Below are 17,660 nucleotides of genomic sequence, written 5' to 3' on the forward strand. Positions count from 1 at the left end.
ACTCCGCGACGATCAGGTCATTCTCGGTATCCGTCCACGCTTGGCTCAACGTCACGCCAGGCTAAGATAAGGTCTGAATTGTGTCACGATGGGTGGGAAGGAGACTTTCGATGCAGTGGCGCTGCGTGCGGGGCCCGTTGGCGAAACCATCGAACCTGCGCGCTGTATCAAAGTTGCCAACGGCTCCGCTCATTGCGTCAGCCGAACGTTCGCGGCGTCTGATTGAACGCAATCGCGTTTCACGGTTCACCCATGATCAGGGTCACACGGTCGGCAGCGAACCACGTTCGGCCAAATTCGACGGGTCTGCCGGTTGCATCGACATTGATCCCCACGGCGCGCAGCAGAGGATCCCCGACCGGAACCTCCAACAGGGCTGCGTGGGTTTTTGAGGCCGCCTTGGCCGTGATCTCGGTCGATTTGCGCGTGTAGTCCGGGACGCCTTGCAATGCCAATGCAGTAGTGACGGAACCTTGGTCCGTCAGGTGCGCCAGAAGGTCGGGGAAGGCGTCCGCCGGAAACGCCGAACAGAACAGGCAAAGCGGCGCGCCGTCGGACAGGCTTACGCCTTCGTAGACATGCACCGCCGCGCCTTTGGTCAAGCCCAGCGCCTTGGCCTCTTGCGCGTTGGCTCCGCGTGTCTCGAGCAACAGGACGCGACGCTCGGCCACGCGACCGGCATCCGACAGGTTTTGTCGAAACCGGGTGCGACGCCCGATGCGATAGGGTGTGGGCACATGGCGCACGAACACACCGGCCCCGCGCCGTGAATGCACGATGTTCTGCTCCGCCATATCGGCGATGGCACGGCGGACCGTATGACGGTTCACGCCGAAGCGTTCGGCCAGTTGCACCTCGGTCGGCAAGCGCTGGCCTGGCGGGTAATGGCCTTCGCTGATGTCACAGACCAGCGTATCGCGGATGGCAGTCCAAAGGGCAGTGCGTCCCATGTCATGAAACTTTCATTCTACAAAGCTTGCACTAGGACCAGATTCGGCCGTAGCAGGTTTGTATAGTTGTATAAAAATAGACAAGTCCGCAAGATGTCGAATTCTCAATCTGATCTCTCCCCCTCTGTGGCCGCCCGCAAGCGCCGCCTGTCGGTCTTTGCCAAGGCGGGGGAGGAGGCGCTGACCCCTCTGTTCGAGCGTTTCGCCGCGGCCCATCCGATCGCCGACTACACCGTGCTGCGCGCGCCGGAGGTCGGGACCAGCATGGTGCGGGGGCGGGCGGGAGGCTCCGGTGCGCCCTTCAACCTGGGGGAGATGTCGGTGACCCGCATGTCGGTGCGCCTGCCTTCTGGAGCGGTGGGCCATGGCTATGTGCAGGGCCGCTCGAAAGGGGCGGCGCGGATGGCCGCGCTTCTGGATGCGATGGCCGAGGATGGGGTTGCCGAAAGTGTAGACGACCTTGTTACGACGCCCCTTGAGGAGGCCGCCCAAAGCGCGCGTGCGGCAAGGGCCGCCAAGGCTGCGGCAACGAAAGTCGAGTTCTTCACCATGGTTCGAGGAGAGGGTTGATGCGAGAATGCTGTTCTGGACGGGGGCCTTGCCGATCCTGCACGGGATGCCGCCTTTGCGTTCCGTGCCGCGCTTGATGCCCTGTCGCGCCCCGGCACCATTCGCCAGATTGAAGGGGCAACGGCTCCGGCCCCATGCTCCGCCGCAGCGGCGACGCTGATCGTCACGCTGTGCGATCCGACCACGCCGCTCTACGTAGCGCCGTCCCACGACACTGAGGCGCTTCGCGACTGGATCACCTTCCAGACCGGCGCGCCCTTCGCGGCGGCAAAGGATGCGGTATTTGCCATCGGAACGTGGGACGCGCTTGCACCGCTTGGCGCCTATGCCGTGGGAACCCCGGCCTACCCGGATCGCGCGGCCACGCTGATTGTCGAGATGCCAACGCTGGACGCTGAAGGCGCGGTTCTGACCGGGCCGGGGATCAAGGACACGGCGCATTTGAACCTGCCAGAGGTCGCGGCCTTCCAGGCCAATCGGGCGCAGTTTCCCCTGGGCCTCGATTTCTTCTTCACCTGCGGGGCGCGCGTTGCGGGCCTGCCGCGTTCCACCCGCGTCACGGAGGGATAGGGTCATGTATGTTGCCGTCAAAGGCGGAGAACGGGCGATTGATAATGCCCATACCTGGCTTGCCGAAGAGCGCCGGGGGGATGTGGACATCTCCGAATTGTCCACTGGTCAGATCCGCGAGCAGCTGGCGCTGGCCGTGGACCGCGTGATGGCGGAAGGCTCGCTTTATGATCCGGACCTTGCCGCGCTTGCGATCAAGCAGGCGCGGGGTGACATGATCGAAGCGGTCTTCCTGATCCGCGCCTACCGCACCACTTTGCCCCGCTTCGGGGCGAGTGCGCCCATCGACACGGGCGCCATGGCGTGTGACAGGCGCATCTCGGCCACTTACAAGGACTTGCCCGGCGGGCAGGTTCTGGGGCCGACCTTCGACTATACGCACCGCCTGCTGGATTTCGCCCTTGCCGCCGAAGGGCTGGAGCCGCAGGAAGCGCCCGAGGCGGTGACGGATGCGGGCGATCTGCCCCATGTCACCGACTTTCTCGCGCAAGAGGATCTGATCCAGCGCGAACCCGAAGGTACGGACACGCCCCGCGACCTGACGCGAGAGCCGCTCGATTTTCCGACCGACCGCCCGCTGCGCCTGCAAGCGCTGAGCCGGGGGGACGAGGGCTTTGTTCTTTCGATGGCCTATTCCACCCAGCGCGGCTACGGGCGCAACCATCCCTTTGTGGGCGAATTGCGGATCGGCACCGTGACGGTTGAAATGGATATCCCCGAGGCCTGGGGTTCGCCATCGAAATCGGCGAGGCGGTGGTGACAGAATGCGAAACCGTCAACCAGTTCACCGGCTCCAAAACCGAGCCGCCGCAATTCACCCGGGGCTATGGGCTGACCTTTGGTCGCTGTGAGCGCAAGGCGATCTCCATGGCCTTGGTCGACCGCGCGATGCGGTGGGCGGAGTTGGGCGAGGACAACGTGGGCGCCCCGGTACAGGACGAGGAATTCGTCCTCTATCATGCGGACAATGTGCAGGCCTCGGGCTTCTTGGAGCACATCAAGCTGCCCCATTACGTCGATTTCCAGTCGGAGCTTGAACTGATCCGTCGCCTGCGGACGGAGGCCATGGCTGCCCAGCATCAGGAGGCCGCGGAATGACCGACCAAGCCTACAACTTCGCCTATCTCGATGAGCAGACCAAGCGCATGATCCGCCGCGCGATCCTGAAAGGCGTGGCGGTGCCCGGCTATCAGGTGCCGTTTGCCAGCCGCGAGATGCCGATGCCCTATGGTTGGGGCACCGGCGGAGTTCAGGTCAGCGCCGCCTGTCTGACGCCCGACGATACGCTGAAGGTGATCGACCAGGGGGCCGATGATACGACCAACGCCGTCTCGATCCGCAAGTTTTTCGAGAAGACGGCGCAAGTCGCTGTAACCGAGAAAACTGGCGAAGCCACCGTCATACAGACCCGCCACCGCATCCCCGAAGAGACGCTGACCGAGGACCAGATCCTCGTCTACCAAGTGCCGATCCCCGAGCCTCTGCGCTTTCTTGAACCGTCTGAGGTTGAGACCCGGAAAATGCATAGCCTTGAAGAATACGGGCTGATGTATGTGAAGCTTTATGAAGACATCTCGCGCCATGGTGAGATTGCCACGGCCTATGCCTATCCGGTGAGGGTCGAGGATCGCTATGTCATGGACCCCTCGCCGATCCCGAAATTTGACAACCCAAAAATGGAAGGCGCCGCGCTGCAATTGTTCGGTGCGGGGCGCGAGCAACGTATCTACGCGGTGCCGCCCTATACAAAGGTCGTGAGCCTCGACTTCGAGGATCATCCGTTCGACCCCTCCAAGGCGCCGCATCCCTGCGCGCTGTGTGGTGCGGAGGACAGCTATCTCGATGAGGTCATTACCGACGATCAGGGCGGGCGGATGTTCGTCTGTTCCGACACCGATTTCTGCGGCAGCAGGCGGGCGGCGGGCTTCACGGGTGAGATGTCTGGTGCGCAAGACACTCATCTCGGGGCGGTCGGCGAATGACACGGCTTTCGGTGAAAGTGGAATGCCCCGATGATGCGCCGCTTTTGGTGCCGGTGGGCACGGCCACACAAGGGACCGCGATCACGGGCCTGACGGTCGATGGCGGACTGGTCACGCGCACCCTGCGAGAGGTGGAGCCTGGGCCTGAGCGCCGTTGAAATCGTGCCGCAGAAGGAAACCGTTTCCCTGGACTACGCGATCGAAACGGGCGGATCGGCGGCACGCTATCCCGAAACCGCCTTCCAGCCGCGCGATACGCCCTGACACGCGCGCAGCGGCGGACCTGGCTGCTGCAAGCCGGGATGTCGCCGTGCGCGCAGGTGGCGGGGCGGACGGGATCGCCGCCCTTGTCGCCGAGGCTGAGGCGCGTTTTGCCTATGCCCATCCCGAGGTGCGCTTCACGGACGGAATGGACGCGGTCCCGCATCTTGCCTGCGGTTTGACTGAAGGCTCCTGTGTGGACATCAACACCTATCTCGTCGCCAGTCTGCGCGCGGCCGGGTATGAGGCGGCTTACCTTTACGGCTACTTCTTTCCGCAAGAGCGGGGAGGCATAACGGATGACGGCCACTGCTGGGTTGCCACACGCCATGGGGGAGAGCCTCCTTGAATGGGACATCGCCCATCATCTGAAGGCGCGCCTGGGTCCGACGCGACCCGCGCTGAACCCTCGGCCAGGGGCCCGGGTGGCGGTCACGCATTCCATGGGCCATCGCTATGTGACGTCGATGGGGGCCGTGTCGCTGAAACTTCTGGGTGAGCCGATGCGTCTGACACCGGGCGAAGCACCGGAATATGTCAACCTGACCGCCCGTTTGCAGGACGATCCTGTCCTATCTCAAACCAAAGGTGCCGCATGAGCCGCGCCCTTTTCCTGACCCATGCCGAAGTCGAAATCGACACGTCGGTGCCCGTGCCGGATTGGGGGCTCAACGCCCAGGGGCGCGCGCGCCATGCCCGTTTCGCGCAGGACTCGGAGTTGGACTGCGTCCGCTCGATCTATGCCAGCACGGAGCGCAAGGCCCGTGACGCAGCCGTACTGGTGGCAGAAGCGCGCGGCCTTGACGTGGAAACTCACCCGGATCTGGGCGAAAACGACCGTTCCGCAACGGGCTATTTGCCGCCGCAAGAGTTCTGGTCCGTCGTTGACCAGTTTTTCGCCGCACCTGACGATTCGGTTCGGGGCTGGGAAACAGCACGGGCTGCCCAAGGCAGGATCGTTCGCGCCGCCAAGGCGGTGCTGGACGCCGCGCCCGGCGGCGACGTGTTGATCATCGCCCATGGTGCGGTCGGCACATTGCTGCGCTGCGCCCTGCGCGGCGTTGGGATCACAAGATCAGAAGGTCAGCCGCATCCTGGCGGCGGCTGCTGGTTTGCATTCAACCGCGCCCAATCAAGCGCGCCGACGGAATGGAGGGCGATATGAGACCGCTTTTGGACGTACGGGACCTGACCAAAGCCTACGGCGCTCGCATCGGCTGTGCCGATGTCTCGTTCAGCCTTTATCCCGGCGAGGTGCTGGGGATTGTGGGCGAGAGTGGCTCGGGCAAATCGACCCTGCTGAACTGCCTTGCGGGGCATTTGCCGCCGGATCGCGGGGAGGTCGTCTTCGACACCCGCGCCGAGGGGCCGCGGGATGTGCTGCAGATGTCCGAGCCGGAGCGACGGATGCTGGGGCGCACCGATTGGGCATTCGTACACCAAAACCCCCGTGACGGATTGCGGATGCGGGTCAGCGCCGGCGGCAATGTCGGCGAGCGGCTGATGGCCGTGGGTGCACGGCATTATGGCGAGATCCGCGAGCACGCCCTCGATTGGCTGGACCGGGTTGAGATCGCGGGGGAGCGTGTGGATGACCGCCCCGCCGCGTTTTCCGGCGGGATGCAGCAGCGCCTTCAGATCGCGCGCAACCTTGTGACCGGCCCGCGCCTGATCTTCATGGATGAACCGACCGGGGGCCTCGATGTCAGCGTGCAGGCGCGGCTTCTGGACCTTCTACGCGGGCTGGTGCGCCAGATGGGGCTTTCGGCCATCGTCGTCACCCATGACCTTGCCGTGGTGCGCCTACTGGCGGATCGGCTGATGGTGATGAAGGATGGCCATGTCATCGAGACGGGTTTGACCGATCAGGTTCTGGACGACCCGCAGGCCCCCTACACGCAGCTTCTGGTCAGTTCGGTGCTGCAGGTCTGAGGAGAGAAACGATGATTCATGTAGAAGATTTGACCAAGACTTTCACCCTGCACAATCAGGAGGCCGCCGTGATCCCCGTGATCGAGGGGGCCGGATTCTCGGTCGCTCCGGGGAATGCGTGGCGCTGACCGGTGAAAGCGGCGCGGGCAAATCGACGGTCATGCGCATTCTCTACGGAAATTATCTGGCCCAGGGCGGGTCGGTCAGGATCGGGGATGTGGACATCACCCGCGCCGAGCCGCGCGAGATCCTGCATTTGCGCCGCGAGGGTCTGGGCTATGTCAGCCAGTTCCTGCGGGTGGTGCCGCGCGTGCCGACTCTGGATGTCGTGTCCGAGCCGTTGCTGAACGTGGGCTGGAGTGAAGACGACGCGAAGGCGCGCGCGCGTGATTTGCTGGAGCGGCTGCGCATCCCCGAGCGGCTCTGGTCGCTGTCGCCCACCACGTTTTCGGGCGGCGAGCAGCAGCGCGTGAACATCGCGCGCGGCTTTGCCCATAGTTATCCGGCGCTGCTTCTGGACGAACCAACCGCCAGCCTCGACGCGACGAACCGCGAAACGGTCCTGTCGCTGATTGAAGAGGCCAAGCGGGGGCGCTGCCATCGTTGGCATCTTCCACGATCTAGAGGCCCGCGCCCGCGTAGCGGATCGGGAAGTCGACGTCTCGGCCTTCACGCCGAAGGCCGCGTAATGGCGGGGCGCTTCATCGCGGTGGTCGGACCGTCCGGTGTCGGCAAGGACAGCCTAATGGAAGGGCTTTGCACGACACGGTCTGACCTGCACCGCGTAAAGCGCGTGATTACCCGATCCCCCGAACTGGGCGGGGAGGATTATGAACACGTCTCCGAAAGCCTGTTTGCGGCGCGGGCCGCCGGTGGCGATTTCGCGTTGCACTGGAAGGCACACGGCCTGAGCTATGGCATCCCCAATGACGTGCGTAAGGTGCTGGCCAGTGGGCAGGATGCCCTGGCAAACCTGTCGCGTGGGGTGTTGCAGGCGGCGGATGATACCTTTGACGAATTGATCGTGCTGCATGTCACGGCAAGCCCCAAGATCCTGGCCCGGCGATTGGCGCAGCGCGGGCGCGAAAAGGGGCGCGAGATTGATCGCCGCCTGGCGCGGCCCAAGCCGGTGATGCCGGTGGGGTTGAAGACCATCACAATCGACAATTCCGGGCCGCTCGCGGTAAGCGTCGCGGCGGCGGCGGCGGCGCTTTACCCGGAAAGGGTGTAGCGATGGATCAGGTGAAACCCGCCGTTGGCGTCCTCGCCCATCAACGCAAGACTGTCGATGTGGAAGGGCCGTGGCAGGACCGGTTTGAGATGCGCGGCAAGCGCGGTGCGGACGGCCTCAGCCTGTTCGGTGCGGCCGGTCAGCGTCAGGTGGAAGCGGAATTCCTCCATCACGTAGGGGTAGCCCCATTGCTGCAACAGCGCCTCTTGCCGGTCGCTCAGGCCCGCCTTGCGGCGTTTGACCAACCCGCGTCCGACGGCGGCGCGCGGAAGGGGTCAAGGGCCTCGACCGTGGCAGAGGCCAGAGCGGCGAGGTCTGGCGACGGCTCGGTGGGGACGATGGCGACGAAGCCGCCCAGGCGGCGCACGTCCAGTGCGGGTATCGCGACCGGGGCCTGCTCGGTGCAAAAGCGCGTTGCGGCCTCGTGCAACGCGTCTGCTGTTTGCCCGTCTGCAAGCGGGGTGAACGGCGGCTTGATCGTTCCGTGGAAGCCGTATTTGCGGGGGGTGGATGTCAGAGCCTCGACGGGTTCCGGCAAGCCTGCCACATCCGGGTGCGGCACCGTTTCGCCCGCCGCGCTATCCCAGCCGAGCCAAGCCGAGGCCGCGTCGAAAAGCGGCCTTGTGGCACCACGTAAAGCCCGTATCGTTTGAAGTTATCCATGCCCGAGGATCCTATGCCTGAAGATGCTGCTGTCATCGCCGAACCTGTTGTTCTTGCCAATGCGGAAGTGATTGCGCCGGGGGGCGTGTTCCGGGGGCGGGTCACGCTGATCGAGGACAAGATCGCGGAGGTGGCGGAGGGCGGAGAGGTGCCTGCCGGGGCTGCCGACTGCGGTGGCGATGTGATCGCGCCTGGGCTGGTTGAGTTGCACACCGACAATCTGGAGCGTCACATCCGCCCGCGTCCGGCGGTCCAATGGCCCCATAACGCGGCGATTGTGGCCCATGATGCGGAGCTTGCCTCCTGCGGAATCACCACGGTGTTCGATGCGATCCGGGTGGGCTCGATCGAAGGAACAGCGGGCACCGGCTGGTCGCGCTATGCCCGTGATCTGGCGGACGAGGTGCTTGCCGTGCGCGCCAGCGGTGCGCTGAAGATCAGCCATCACCTACACCTGCGCGCCGAGGTTTGCTCGCATTCCCTGATCGACGAGTTGGCGCAGTTCGGCCCGGATGATCGCGTGGGCATCGTCAGCCTGATGGATCACACGCCCGGGCAACGTCAATTTGCCGACATCGGGCAGTACGCCACGTATATGCAGGGCAAATATGCCATGTCCGACGCAAGTTTTGCCGAGCATGTGCGCACCCGGCAGGCGCTCGGCGAAAAGGTGCGCGACGAACACGAGGCGGCGGCGGCGGCGGCGGCAGCCCGGTTCGGGGCGGTTCTGGCCAGCCACGACGATACGCTGGTGGAACATGTCGAACGCTCTGCGGGGTACGGCATCGCCCTGGCGGAATTCCCCACGACGCTGGCTGCTGCCCGCGCCTGCCATGACCATGGCATTGTGGTGATCATGGGCGCGCCGAACCTGATCCGGGGCGGGTCGCATTCCGGCAATGTCGCGGCGGAGAGCCTGGCCGAGGCGGGGCTTCTGGATATCCTGTCGTCGGACTACGTGCCCTCGGCGCTGCTCTATTCGGCGGTCAAACTGGGCGAGCTGTGGAACAATCTGCCGCGTGCCATGGGCACCGTCTCGTCCGCGCCCGCACGCGCGGCCGGTCTGCTTGATCGCGGTGAGATCGCCAGCGGTCAAAGGGCAGATCTGATCCGGTACCGCACCGAGGGCGGCGTGCCGATCCTGCATGAAGTCTGGTCGGCGGGTCGGCGGGTGGCCTAGGCGTTCAGCAGGCAAGCCCTGCGCCTTCCAGATAAGCTATGGCCGCCGGGATATCGCCCGCGTCGCGCAACTCCAGAACCAGATGCGGGCGCTGCGGCAGGGCTGCTAAGGCGCGGAAGACCGCGTGCCAGTTCACCGTTCCGCGTCCAGGGGCCAATGGCGGTCGGCAAAGCCATCGGCATCCTGAAGGTGCACATGGGACAGCATTTCGCCCGCATCCGTCACGAAGTAATCCACCGGCGGCGCGCCGGTCGTGCCATGGGCGTAGTGGGCGTGGCCGGTGTCGATGGAGAGCCGCACGGCATCCGAGCCAAAACTGGTCGCAAGCGCCCGGCGCCACGATGGGTCAATGTCTTCGATATTCTCGATCACGAGCGTGATCCCTTCCGCCTCGGCTCTGCGTCACGGCGGCGCGCAGGTTGTGGTGCACGCGGTCGATTGTTGCCTCGGCTGTAGAAAGCGTGTTGCCGACGCGCGGATTGTTTCCGAAGTTGAACCAATCCCAGGTCTTGTAGGGCGAATGCACAACCATCTGCGTGGCCCCAAGCGCGGCGGCTGCGTCCACCGCAGTGACCATCCGGCGTGACAGGATCGGCGCAAGCTCGGGGTCTTTGATGTCCAGCGGCAGGTCGTAGAACGGGCCGTGGATGCCTAAGCGCCCTTCGAACCCGTGCAGATGCGCACGGGCCTGGGCGACGAGCGGTTGCCAATCGCCAAGCAAAATCTCGGGCGCGCAGAAATCCTGGAATCTCAAGGTCGCGTTGGCCGTCAATCAGCCAATCGCGGTAGGTGGGCAGGTCAGCGACATTCAGCGCAGCGCCGATAGGCAAGGGTAGATCGGCCATCAGAACACCCGTTTCCCGGCGCGCCAGACCGCCTGCACCAGCGGCTGACCCTGTTCAACGCGGACGGCAACCAGATCGGCCCGCGCACCGGACTCGATCACGCCACGGTCCGACAGGCCCGCCAGATGCGCGGGCGCGCGCGTGACCATGCCGATGGCTTGCGGCAGATCGTAGGGCAGCGCCGGGTCGGCGGCGATGACGAAGGCCGCATCGAGCGGCGAGCGCGGGATGTAATCGGAGGCCAGGATATCAACGAGCCCGTGGGACAGAAGCTCGGCCACCGATACGTTCCCCGATTGCGACCCGCCGCGCAGGTAGTTCGGGGCGCCTGCCACAACCTTCAGGTCGGTGTCTTTGCGCGCCGCGCGGCCTCAAGCGTGGTGGGAAATTCCGAGATCACGCAGCCCTCGGATTTGGCCTGATCGACATGGGCACCGGAGGCATCGTCATGGCTCATCAACGGCACGCCTGTGCGGTTGGCTGCCGCCACGCAATAGGCGCGGACGGACGCGCCATGGGCCTTGGAGCGGTCGAACAGCCTCATCCATCATGCGCCGTCCCTCGGCCTCATCAACCTCCATGTCGCGGATCATGTGCCAGAACCATTTGTCGACATCGGGGCTTTGTCGGTCGCCCGGCGTGTGGTCCATCACCGAGATCAACCGGGTCATCGGCAGGTCGATGGTGGCATCGACAAGCGCCGGAGTGGCGGGGTCGGAAATCTCGCACCGCAGGTGCAGAAGGTGGTCGGCGCGGAACAGATCGCGGACCTGTGCGTCGACAAGAGCAGCGACCAGCGGTTCCAGCAATTCGCGACGCTCCTGCTTTTGCATGGAGGCCCCGACGGAGAGGCTGTCGAACACCGTCGTCGTGCCGCCCGAGATGACCACGGCATCATGGGCCAGCAGCGCCGGAAGAAACTTCCAGATGACGCCGACACGGGGGTGGGTGTGCCGCTCCACATGGTCGGTGTGGACGTCCACGATACCGGGGATCAGGTAAGCGCCGTCCAGTGCATCGCCCGCGCCGACATCGGTCAGACCCGCAATAAGGCCCCCTTCGATGGCGAGGTTGCCCTCTGAAATGCCGGTCGGCGTGACAATGCGCGCGTCGCGAAGGATCAAGGTTTCGGAATCGCTGCGGTCGAGCATCGTGGCCCCCTTTTTGATGCTGCAGAGGCCCCTGCTATCGGGCGCTGCGTAACGCAAAGATTTCGGTGTGATGAACGTTTGGTGACAAATTTGGCCCCACGATGGGCCCATTTTCCGCGAATCTCGGGTAAGGTGACCAGCCCCCCGTTTGGGGCCGGAATAAACCGACGAACTGGGCGAATTGTCCGTGAACAATTCATTATCCGACCCGCTGTCGGAAATGATCAGGCGAGTCAAAATAAAGGTTTTTCAGGCGGTTAAAAGATAGTCACTCAGTGTCATTGAACTGTTGCGGACTGTTCATTTGGCCTTCCTAGACGACCCCCGACGCTTGGGGGCGCAATTCTGACGATGTTGTCACTTCCCCGAGGTCCGAAAAACCTGAGGGATGAATTCACATGTCAAAGATCACACCTTGCCACGCTTCTGGCTGGCGCAACCGCACTGACCTCCACCGCAGCTTTTGCACAGGACGCAGACTGGCGCGAAGAGGTTCCGGTGTTCCGCATTGGCCTTCTGGGCGGCGAGAACGAAGCTGACCGTCTGCGCCAACATGCCTGCCAGGAAGCCTACCTGGAAGAGCGTCTGGGCGTGGATGTCGAGCCTGTTCCCGGCCTCTGACTATGCCGGCGTTCTGCAGGGTCTGCTGGCTGGTCAGCCTGGAATTTGCGGGCCTTGGTTCGTCCGGCTACGCGGGCATCGTTCTGCAGGACGAAACGGCGGTTGAGCCGCTCTACACCACCATGCAGATCGACGGCTCCCTCGGCTATTATTCGGTGATGTATGTGCGTGCCGACAGCGACATCGAAAGCTTCGAAGACATGGAAGGCCGTACGCTCGCCTTCGCTGACCCCAACTCCACTTCCGGCTATCTGGTGCCGTCCTATGAGCCTGGCCCAGGAAATCGGGCCGCTTGAAGGCTATTTCGGCGAGACCGGCTTTGGCGGCGGTCATGAGCAGGCCGTGGTGGCCGTGCTTCAGAACCAGTACGACGCTGGCGTGACCTGGACTTCGGGCGTGGGCAACTACGAGGAAGGCTATAGCCGTGGCAACCTTCGTTCCATGGTGGATCGTGGCATGCTCGACATGAACGAGATCCGGGTGATCTGGCAGTCGAACCTGGATAACCAACGGCCCGCGCGTGATCCGTTCGGACCTGCCCCAGGAACTCAAGGATCTGGTCATGGGCGCGATGATGTCGCTGCAGACCGAAGATCGTGAATGCTTCAACGCCATCAACGATGGTGAATCGATGGGCTACTGGCCGATCAACCACGAGTTCTACCTGCCGATCATCAACATGCGGCGTGAAATCCTGGAAGGGCAGCGTTAAGCGCAAGCCAGACAACCAAGGGCCAGCGCCACGGCGCTGGCCCTTTTTCGTGTTCCCTTTGCCGTTCGGAGCCTCTCGGATGTTGAAACTAGAAAACCTGTCACGCCGATTTGGCGACAATACGGCCGTCGCGCGGGCCAACCTTGAAATTCCTGACGGCCAGATGGTCGGCATCATCGGGCGTTCTGGCGCGGGCAAATCCACCCTGCTGCGCCTGCTTAATCGCCTGACCGACCCGTCCGAAGGCAAGATCGTTTTCGCGGGCACCGACATCGCGCAGCTCAAGGGGCGCGAGCTTCGTGAATGGCGCTCGGACTGCGCCATGATCTTCCAGCAGTTCAACCTCGTGGGCCGACTGGACGTGATCACCAACGTGCTGACAGGGCGGCTTTACACTATGCCTGCGTGGCGCTCGATGACGCAGGCTTTCACGCCGCGCGAGCGGGCCTTTGCGATTCAGGCGCTCGATCGCCTTGGCATGGCCCATACTGCCCTGCAAAGGGCCGAAACGCTGTCCGGCGGACAACAACAGCGTGTTGCCATTGCCCGCGCTTTGGCGCAGGAGCCCAAGATACTGCTGGCCGATGAGCCCATCGCCTCGCTTGATCCGATGAACGCCAAGGTGGTGATGGATGCCCTGCGCTCCATCAACCAGCAAGATGGCAAGACGGTGATCTGCAACCTGCACACGCTGGATACCGCGCGGAACTACTGTGATCGGATTATCGGCATGTCAGCGGGCAAGATCGTGTTCGATGGCACGCCGGACCTTCTGACGACGTCGATGGCGCGCGAGATCTACGGCGCCGAGGCCGAGGATTTCGATGAGGCGTCAACCTCCACCGCATTGCCCGAGACGGAGGCCGTTACGGCCCTGAAAGAGGCCGCCGCACATGTCTGATGTCCCCATGATGGGCGGCTCCGCCGCATCCAGTGGCGCAGCCCCTCCGACGCTGTCAGCGCGTTCGAGCGTCACCGCGCCGAATTGCGCGCCTCCAAACGCGGCTGGACCATTTTTGCGCTGGTGATGTTTGCGATCTGCGTTGGCCTTTCGGTCTGGATCAGCAACTTCTACCCCGAGCGGCTTGCCAGCGGCGTGCCGCGCATTTTTGAATATTTCGGCACCATCATACCGGAGCTTGAATGGGCCAACCTGTTTGAAGGGCGCGACGCGGATGGACGCGCGGTCCCCGGCTCCCTCACCTATTGGTACACGGACTTCTGGGATTACGCCCAGTTGATCTGGGAAACGATCCTGATGGCGATGACCGCCACCCTGATCGGCGCGGGCCTGGCGTTTGTGCTGTCGTTTCCGGCGGCTGCGAACCTTGCGCCGAACTCGCTGTGGATCTACTGGTTCTCGCGCCGGTTCCTCGAAATCTGTCGCGGTATCCCCGAGATCCTTCTGGCCCTGGTCTTCGTCTTCATGATCGGGATTGGTCCCTTGGCGGGTGTTCTGGCCATCGCGATCCACACAGCGGGCGCGCTTGGCAAATTGTTCGCGGAGGTGAACGAAAACGCCTCATCCCGCCCGGTGGACGGCATCACCGCCGTGGGCGGCAGCTGGCCGGAGAAGATGCTTTACGGCGTCGTCCCGCAGGTCGCGCCCAACTTCTTCAGCTACGCCATGCTGCGGTTCGAGATCAACGTGCGGGCCTCCTCCATCATCGGCTTTGTCGGTGCGGGCGGGATCGGACAGGAACTGAACCGCGTGATTTCGTTCTATTCCGACGACCGCGTTTTGGCCGTTCTGATCCTTGTCGTGCTGACGGTGACGGTGATCGACCTGATCTCGGAACGCATTCGCCATCGTTTCATCGGGCGGGAGAACCTGTGATGACAACCGCAACTTTTGATGCGCTGACCGACACGCAGATCAACGCCGCGCAGGCCGCGCAGCCGGGTGCCTTCGGGACGACCCGGGGCACCGTCAACCGGTGGGCGCCCCCGGTCATCGCAGTGATCTACGTGATCGTTTCGATGTGGTATTTCGACTTTGGCCGTCTGCTGGATGCGTCGGACCGGGTCTGGGCGCTGCTGCGAAACTTCGTGGTCTGGCGGGACATGGATGAATGGGCCTACCGTCAGATCTACGTCGGCATTTCACAGACGTTAGCGATGGCGTTCCTTGGCACGCTGCTGGGAACGCTGGGGTCGCCGTTTGTGGGATTTCTTGCGGCCAAGAACGTCATGCCGTTCGGGACTGTGCGTCAGATCGTGCGCCGCTTCCTCGACATTCTGCGCGGGATCGACTGCCGGTCTGGGCCTCGTGTTCGTGCGCGCCGTGGGCCTCGGGCCATTGGCGGGCGTTCTGGCGATCTTCGTGAGTGACCTTGGTACGCTGTCCAAGCTCTATTCCGAGGCCATCGAAAACATTGATCGCAAACAGGTGGAAGGCATCCGATCCACCGGCGCGGGGCCGCTGGCGGTGATCCGCTACGGCTACATCCCGCAAGTGCTGCCCGTGTTCATCTCGCAATCACTGTACTTCCTGGAATCCAACACCCGTTCGGCCACGATCCTGGGCACTGTGGGGGCAGGCGGCATCGGCATGATCATCATCGAACGCTTCCGCGCCTCGCTCTACGATCAGGTGGCCTTCGTGGTACTGAATGTGTTGGTGCTGATCTTCGCGATTGACTGGCTGTCCAAACGCGTCCGCCTTTGGGCCATAGGTGCGCAGGGCGAGCGATGAAGAAAGCTTTCCGAGGCGCCGACCATCCGTGCGGAGGCAGAGGTCGGCGCCGATGTCACCCTTGGCCGCTTTACCGAGGTGGGGCGGTTCACCAAATTGGCCGCCCGCGAAATGGGCGATTATTCCTACATCTGGCGATTTCGGCTACGTGATCTGGACGACAATCGGCAAGTTCACGAACATCGCCAACAACGTCCGGATCAACCCCGGCAATCATCCAACCTGGCGCGCTCTGCCAGCATCACGCGCTTTATCGCGCGTCGATGTATGGGTTTGGCGAGGACGAGGAAAATTTCTTCGAGTGGCGCAAGGATCATTGGGTCACAATCGGCCATGATGTCTGGATCGGTCACGGCGTCAGCATACTTGCGGGCGTGACGATCGGGACCGGGGCGGTCGTGGGTGCCGGGGCGGTGGTGACGAAGGACGTGCCGCCCTACACAATCGTTGGTGGCGTTCCGGCCAAACCCATCCGCCGCCGCGCTACCCCCCAGGAAGAAGTGGCCCTGCAAGAGATCGCTTGGTGGGATTGGTCTCATGACGCGTTTGCGGCAGCTGTTCCTGAATTCAGATCCTTGTCGATTGCAGAGTTCATCGAGAAGTACGCGAAGACCCAAGAATTCGATGCCTTGCGTGCCTGTGCTGGCCAATTGAACGGTTTGTTCGCTATGGCGCGTGCAAGGTTGACCAAGCTGTGGGTCACTGCACTGGTGCTACAAACGTTGTGTTTCGCAAGAAATTACTTTCTTTTCGAATCTCGATCTGCCGAATAGTGTCGCGAAATCGTTACAGATGCGCGGGGGGTCTTGATGGACATTTATGTGGCCGAGCCTGGATGAGGCGGGGAAAATTGCTGCCGTTTGGGTGAAACAAGACGGCGCTCTTTGGTCCAGGGGTGTTTGATCCCCAAAAACACAGGTTCGATCCTAAATCGCCGCGACAGTTTGCCGGCGCATCTCGCGCTGAAATTGAAAAGTGGATTGTGGCAAAGACACAGCAGACGTCACAAACGTTGTGACTGACCCGAAAAAGCCGGCGGCGACAGGGTCCTTATTCAGACCCGTCCCTGCCACCAACCATGGCTGTCTTGGCAGTGTTTTTGGCCAACCAGCGAGATGAGAATTCGCGACGAAATACGGTTTCTGTGCCGCCACGCCCTGGAGCAAAGTGCCTCAGGCGATCCGGTCGTGTAGCGCAGCGCCGCGTGGTAGAGCGGTGTGATACGGTCCATTTTTCTGCTCGAATTGCCCGTTTTCTGCCAGCTAGCGCAGGGCTGTTACAACGGTGTGACGGCCATCCGGGCAGCCGCGTTTTGCGTTGCCAGAATACCTATTCCTAATCCCGGCCTTACTCTCTGGTGTTGGCCGCTTTTGCTTCATCAGCGTGGCGGGCGCGGCCTGCAACCGGTGATCGGTCCATTGGAGGTCAGCGCGACACTTGCGCCGTCTCGGCCACGCGAAAGAAACTCTGCATCAGATGCAGGCTTGCCTTGTCGCGGTGCGCCACAAGGCAGATCGGGTAGCTTTCTTGCATTTCCTTGATCGGAACGGAAACAAGACCCTCCTCCGACGTAGCGCTGTGTTCCAGAAAGGGGCCGATGCCCACGCCATGCAGGATTGCATCCTTGACCAAGGGAAAGGACGTCATGACCAATGTGTTGGCGAGGTGAATGCCTTCGCGTGCCAAGACCTGGCCGACAAGTTTCTGGGTGAGTGAGCCACCTTCGGGCAGGATCAGGCGACGCTCGCCCAGGTCGGCCAGGCTGATGCTGCGACGTGACGCGAGCGGATCGTCGGCGCGCATATACATCACGTAGCGCAACGACATGACTTCTTGGATCAGGAAATCGGAGGAATTACGCGGCGCCGCCACCACCCCGATGTCCACGGTCCGGCTGTTCAGCAAGCGCATCGCGCTTGTCCAGTCGCACAGGGCAAACTCGATTTCGACACTGGGGCACGCCTTGGAATATTCCGCGATGAACCTCAGGGCCGGTTGCGGTGCGTTTGCAATGATCGAAAGGTGTCCGCGCCGGAGCCTGCGCGAAATCGGCAAACTTTTCGGCAATCATCTGGTCAGCGGCAAGGTATTGATCGGCAAGGGCGAACAGGTCCTCACCGGTCTTTGTCGCACTCGATACCATCACGGCCCGCCCTGACAAGTTTTGAGCCGGTCGCGTGCTCCAGGTTCTTTGAGTGCTGGCTAACAGCGCTTTGTGTCACGCCGAGCTTTCGCGCAGCCGCCGTGACCGAGCCTTCGCGCACGACATGGGCGAACGCGCTGATCTGGTGATGGCT

The 17,660-nt window shown here is 63.0% G+C and carries 26 protein-coding genes and 4 pseudogenes; 21 read left to right on the plus strand and 9 right to left on the minus strand.

Translation table 11 applies throughout. The features are described 5' to 3' along the window. Window positions 1-239: 239 nt before the first annotated feature. Window positions 240-950 (minus strand): phosphonate metabolism transcriptional regulator PhnF, encoded by a 711-nt coding sequence (gene phnF, locus ACZ1HK_RS18320; RefSeq protein ID WP_472629895.1) that lies wholly within the window; start codon window positions 948-950, stop codon window positions 240-242. A 93-nt stretch (window positions 951-1,043) separates the two neighbouring features. Here phnF and phnG point away from each other — a divergent pair, with 93 nt between their 5' ends. The 11 genes and pseudogenes from phnG to phnN all read left to right on the plus strand — a co-directional run. Continuing rightward, complete coding sequence (gene phnG, locus ACZ1HK_RS18325; RefSeq protein WP_472629896.1) at window positions 1,044-1,520, plus strand: phosphonate C-P lyase system protein PhnG; 477 nt, start codon at window positions 1,044-1,046, stop codon at window positions 1,518-1,520. A 15-nt stretch (window positions 1,521-1,535) separates the two neighbouring features. Further along, a complete protein-coding gene (gene phnH, locus ACZ1HK_RS18330; RefSeq protein ID WP_472630875.1) occupies window positions 1,536-2,090 on the plus strand; it encodes a phosphonate C-P lyase system protein PhnH in 555 nt (184 codons plus the stop codon). A 4-nt stretch (window positions 2,091-2,094) separates the two neighbouring features. After that, window positions 2,095-3,188: pseudogene (locus tag ACZ1HK_RS18335) on the plus strand (carbon-phosphorus lyase complex subunit). Beyond that, on the plus strand, window positions 3,185-4,072 hold the full coding sequence (locus ACZ1HK_RS18340; RefSeq protein WP_472629897.1) for an alpha-D-ribose 1-methylphosphonate 5-phosphate C-P-lyase PhnJ: 888 nt from the start codon (window positions 3,185-3,187) through the stop codon (window positions 4,070-4,072). Before ACZ1HK_RS18335 ends, ACZ1HK_RS18340 begins: the two are co-directional and overlap by 4 nt. Further along, a complete protein-coding gene (locus ACZ1HK_RS18345; protein WP_472629898.1) occupies window positions 4,069-4,230 on the plus strand; it encodes a hypothetical protein in 162 nt (53 codons plus the stop codon). The genes ACZ1HK_RS18340 and ACZ1HK_RS18345 overlap by 4 nt, the downstream gene beginning before the upstream one ends. 152 nt (window positions 4,231-4,382) lie before the next feature. Further along, window positions 4,383-4,682, plus strand: a complete 300-nt coding sequence (locus ACZ1HK_RS18350; protein WP_472629899.1) for a transglutaminase domain-containing protein — start codon at window positions 4,383-4,385, stop codon at window positions 4,680-4,682. After that, on the plus strand, window positions 4,663-4,932 hold the full coding sequence (locus tag ACZ1HK_RS18355) for a hypothetical protein (RefSeq protein ID WP_472629900.1): 270 nt from the start codon (window positions 4,663-4,665) through the stop codon (window positions 4,930-4,932). The genes ACZ1HK_RS18350 and ACZ1HK_RS18355 overlap by 20 nt, the downstream gene beginning before the upstream one ends. After that, window positions 4,929-5,498, plus strand: a complete 570-nt coding sequence (locus ACZ1HK_RS18360) for a histidine phosphatase family protein (protein ID WP_472629901.1) — start codon at window positions 4,929-4,931, stop codon at window positions 5,496-5,498. Before ACZ1HK_RS18355 ends, ACZ1HK_RS18360 begins: the two co-directional genes overlap by 4 nt. After that, on the plus strand, window positions 5,495-6,265 hold the full coding sequence (phnK, locus tag ACZ1HK_RS18365) for a phosphonate C-P lyase system protein PhnK (RefSeq protein ID WP_472629902.1): 771 nt from the start codon (window positions 5,495-5,497) through the stop codon (window positions 6,263-6,265). The genes ACZ1HK_RS18360 and phnK overlap by 4 nt, the downstream gene beginning before the upstream one ends. An 11-nt stretch (window positions 6,266-6,276) precedes the next feature. Next, window positions 6,277-6,954: pseudogene (phnL, locus tag ACZ1HK_RS18370) on the plus strand (phosphonate C-P lyase system protein PhnL). Between the two features lie 17 nt (window positions 6,955-6,971). Beyond that, a pseudogene (gene phnN / locus ACZ1HK_RS18375) lies at window positions 6,972-7,496 on the plus strand (phosphonate metabolism protein/1,5-bisphosphokinase (PRPP-forming) PhnN); the annotation flags it as partial. Here the strand turns inward: phnN and ACZ1HK_RS18380 are convergent. Then, window positions 7,478-8,058: pseudogene (locus ACZ1HK_RS18380) on the minus strand (DUF1045 domain-containing protein). The pseudogenes phnN and ACZ1HK_RS18380 overlap by 19 nt on opposite strands. Window positions 8,059-8,157: 99 nt before the next feature. Here ACZ1HK_RS18380 and ACZ1HK_RS18385 point away from each other — a divergent pair. Then, window positions 8,158-9,339: an alpha-D-ribose 1-methylphosphonate 5-triphosphate diphosphatase gene (locus ACZ1HK_RS18385; protein ID WP_472629903.1), complete on the plus strand. Its 1,182-nt coding sequence runs from the start codon at window positions 8,158-8,160 to the stop codon at window positions 9,337-9,339. A gap of 4 nt (window positions 9,340-9,343) precedes the next feature. On the opposite strand, the gene ACZ1HK_RS18390 is transcribed toward ACZ1HK_RS18385, so the two are convergent. From ACZ1HK_RS18390 to ACZ1HK_RS18410, 5 genes are all read right to left on the minus strand, one after another. After that, window positions 9,344-9,475 (minus strand): hypothetical protein, encoded by a 132-nt coding sequence (locus ACZ1HK_RS18390; protein WP_472629904.1) that lies wholly within the window; start codon window positions 9,473-9,475, stop codon window positions 9,344-9,346. After that, window positions 9,472-9,711 carry a hypothetical protein gene (locus ACZ1HK_RS18395; protein WP_472629905.1) on the minus strand — a complete coding sequence of 80 codons (240 nt, stop codon included), beginning with the start codon at window positions 9,709-9,711 and terminating at the stop codon, window positions 9,472-9,474. Before ACZ1HK_RS18395 ends, ACZ1HK_RS18390 begins: the two co-directional genes overlap by 4 nt. Next, a complete protein-coding gene (locus ACZ1HK_RS18400) occupies window positions 9,686-10,093 on the minus strand; it encodes a hypothetical protein (protein ID WP_472629906.1) in 408 nt (135 codons plus the stop codon). The genes ACZ1HK_RS18395 and ACZ1HK_RS18400 overlap by 26 nt, the downstream gene beginning before the upstream one ends. 90 nt (window positions 10,094-10,183) lie before the next feature. Then, entirely contained in the window at window positions 10,184-10,519 is a 336-nt protein-coding gene (locus ACZ1HK_RS18405; protein WP_472629907.1) for an amidohydrolase family protein, read from the minus strand. A gap of 111 nt (window positions 10,520-10,630) precedes the next feature. Next, window positions 10,631-11,335 (minus strand): hypothetical protein, encoded by a 705-nt coding sequence (locus ACZ1HK_RS18410; protein WP_472629908.1) that lies wholly within the window; start codon window positions 11,333-11,335, stop codon window positions 10,631-10,633. A gap of 351 nt (window positions 11,336-11,686) precedes the next feature. Here ACZ1HK_RS18410 and ACZ1HK_RS18415 point away from each other — a divergent pair, with 351 nt between their 5' ends. From ACZ1HK_RS18415 to ACZ1HK_RS18455, 9 genes are all read left to right on the plus strand, one after another. Next, window positions 11,687-11,956 (plus strand): hypothetical protein, encoded by a 270-nt coding sequence (locus ACZ1HK_RS18415; protein ID WP_472629909.1) that lies wholly within the window; start codon window positions 11,687-11,689, stop codon window positions 11,954-11,956. Between the two features lie 2 nt (window positions 11,957-11,958). Continuing rightward, entirely contained in the window at window positions 11,959-12,252 is a 294-nt protein-coding gene (locus ACZ1HK_RS18420) for a PhnD/SsuA/transferrin family substrate-binding protein (RefSeq protein ID WP_472629910.1), read from the plus strand. Continuing rightward, on the plus strand, window positions 12,221-12,556 hold the full coding sequence (locus ACZ1HK_RS18425; protein WP_472629911.1) for a PhnD/SsuA/transferrin family substrate-binding protein: 336 nt from the start codon (window positions 12,221-12,223) through the stop codon (window positions 12,554-12,556). Before ACZ1HK_RS18420 ends, ACZ1HK_RS18425 begins: the two co-directional genes overlap by 32 nt. Next, window positions 12,519-12,668, plus strand: a complete 150-nt coding sequence (locus ACZ1HK_RS18430) for a hypothetical protein (protein WP_472629912.1) — start codon at window positions 12,519-12,521, stop codon at window positions 12,666-12,668. Before ACZ1HK_RS18425 ends, ACZ1HK_RS18430 begins: the two co-directional genes overlap by 38 nt. A 79-nt stretch (window positions 12,669-12,747) precedes the next feature. Beyond that, complete coding sequence (gene phnC, locus ACZ1HK_RS18435; RefSeq protein ID WP_472629913.1) at window positions 12,748-13,569, plus strand: phosphonate ABC transporter ATP-binding protein; 822 nt, start codon at window positions 12,748-12,750, stop codon at window positions 13,567-13,569. An 84-nt stretch (window positions 13,570-13,653) separates the two neighbouring features. Next, the gene (gene phnE / locus ACZ1HK_RS18440) at window positions 13,654-14,505 is read left to right on the plus strand and encodes a phosphonate ABC transporter, permease protein PhnE (protein ID WP_472629914.1); all 852 of its coding nucleotides are present in this window, start codon (window positions 13,654-13,656) and stop codon (window positions 14,503-14,505) included. Beyond that, the gene (locus ACZ1HK_RS18445; protein WP_472629915.1) at window positions 14,505-14,999 is read left to right on the plus strand and encodes a PhnE/PtxC family ABC transporter permease; all 495 of its coding nucleotides are present in this window, start codon (window positions 14,505-14,507) and stop codon (window positions 14,997-14,999) included. The genes phnE and ACZ1HK_RS18445 overlap by 1 nt, the downstream gene beginning before the upstream one ends. Further along, the gene (locus tag ACZ1HK_RS18450) at window positions 14,953-15,363 is read left to right on the plus strand and encodes a PhnE/PtxC family ABC transporter permease (protein WP_472630876.1); all 411 of its coding nucleotides are present in this window, start codon (window positions 14,953-14,955) and stop codon (window positions 15,361-15,363) included. Before ACZ1HK_RS18445 ends, ACZ1HK_RS18450 begins: the two co-directional genes overlap by 47 nt. A 263-nt stretch (window positions 15,364-15,626) precedes the next feature. Further along, on the plus strand, window positions 15,627-16,136 hold the full coding sequence (locus tag ACZ1HK_RS18455) for a DapH/DapD/GlmU-related protein (protein WP_472629916.1): 510 nt from the start codon (window positions 15,627-15,629) through the stop codon (window positions 16,134-16,136). Between the two features lie 652 nt (window positions 16,137-16,788). Here ACZ1HK_RS18455 and ACZ1HK_RS18460 read toward each other — a convergent pair. Beyond that, window positions 16,789-17,430 carry a LysR family transcriptional regulator substrate-binding protein gene (locus tag ACZ1HK_RS18460; RefSeq protein ID WP_472629917.1) on the minus strand — a complete coding sequence of 214 codons (642 nt, stop codon included), beginning with the start codon at window positions 17,428-17,430 and terminating at the stop codon, window positions 16,789-16,791. A gap of 47 nt (window positions 17,431-17,477) precedes the next feature. Continuing rightward, window positions 17,478-17,648 (minus strand): helix-turn-helix domain-containing protein, encoded by a 171-nt coding sequence (locus ACZ1HK_RS18465; RefSeq protein WP_472630878.1) that lies wholly within the window; start codon window positions 17,646-17,648, stop codon window positions 17,478-17,480. Window positions 17,649-17,660: the final 12 nt, after the last annotated feature.

It is taken from the genome of Gymnodinialimonas sp. JB5-7 (assembly GCF_055693405.1).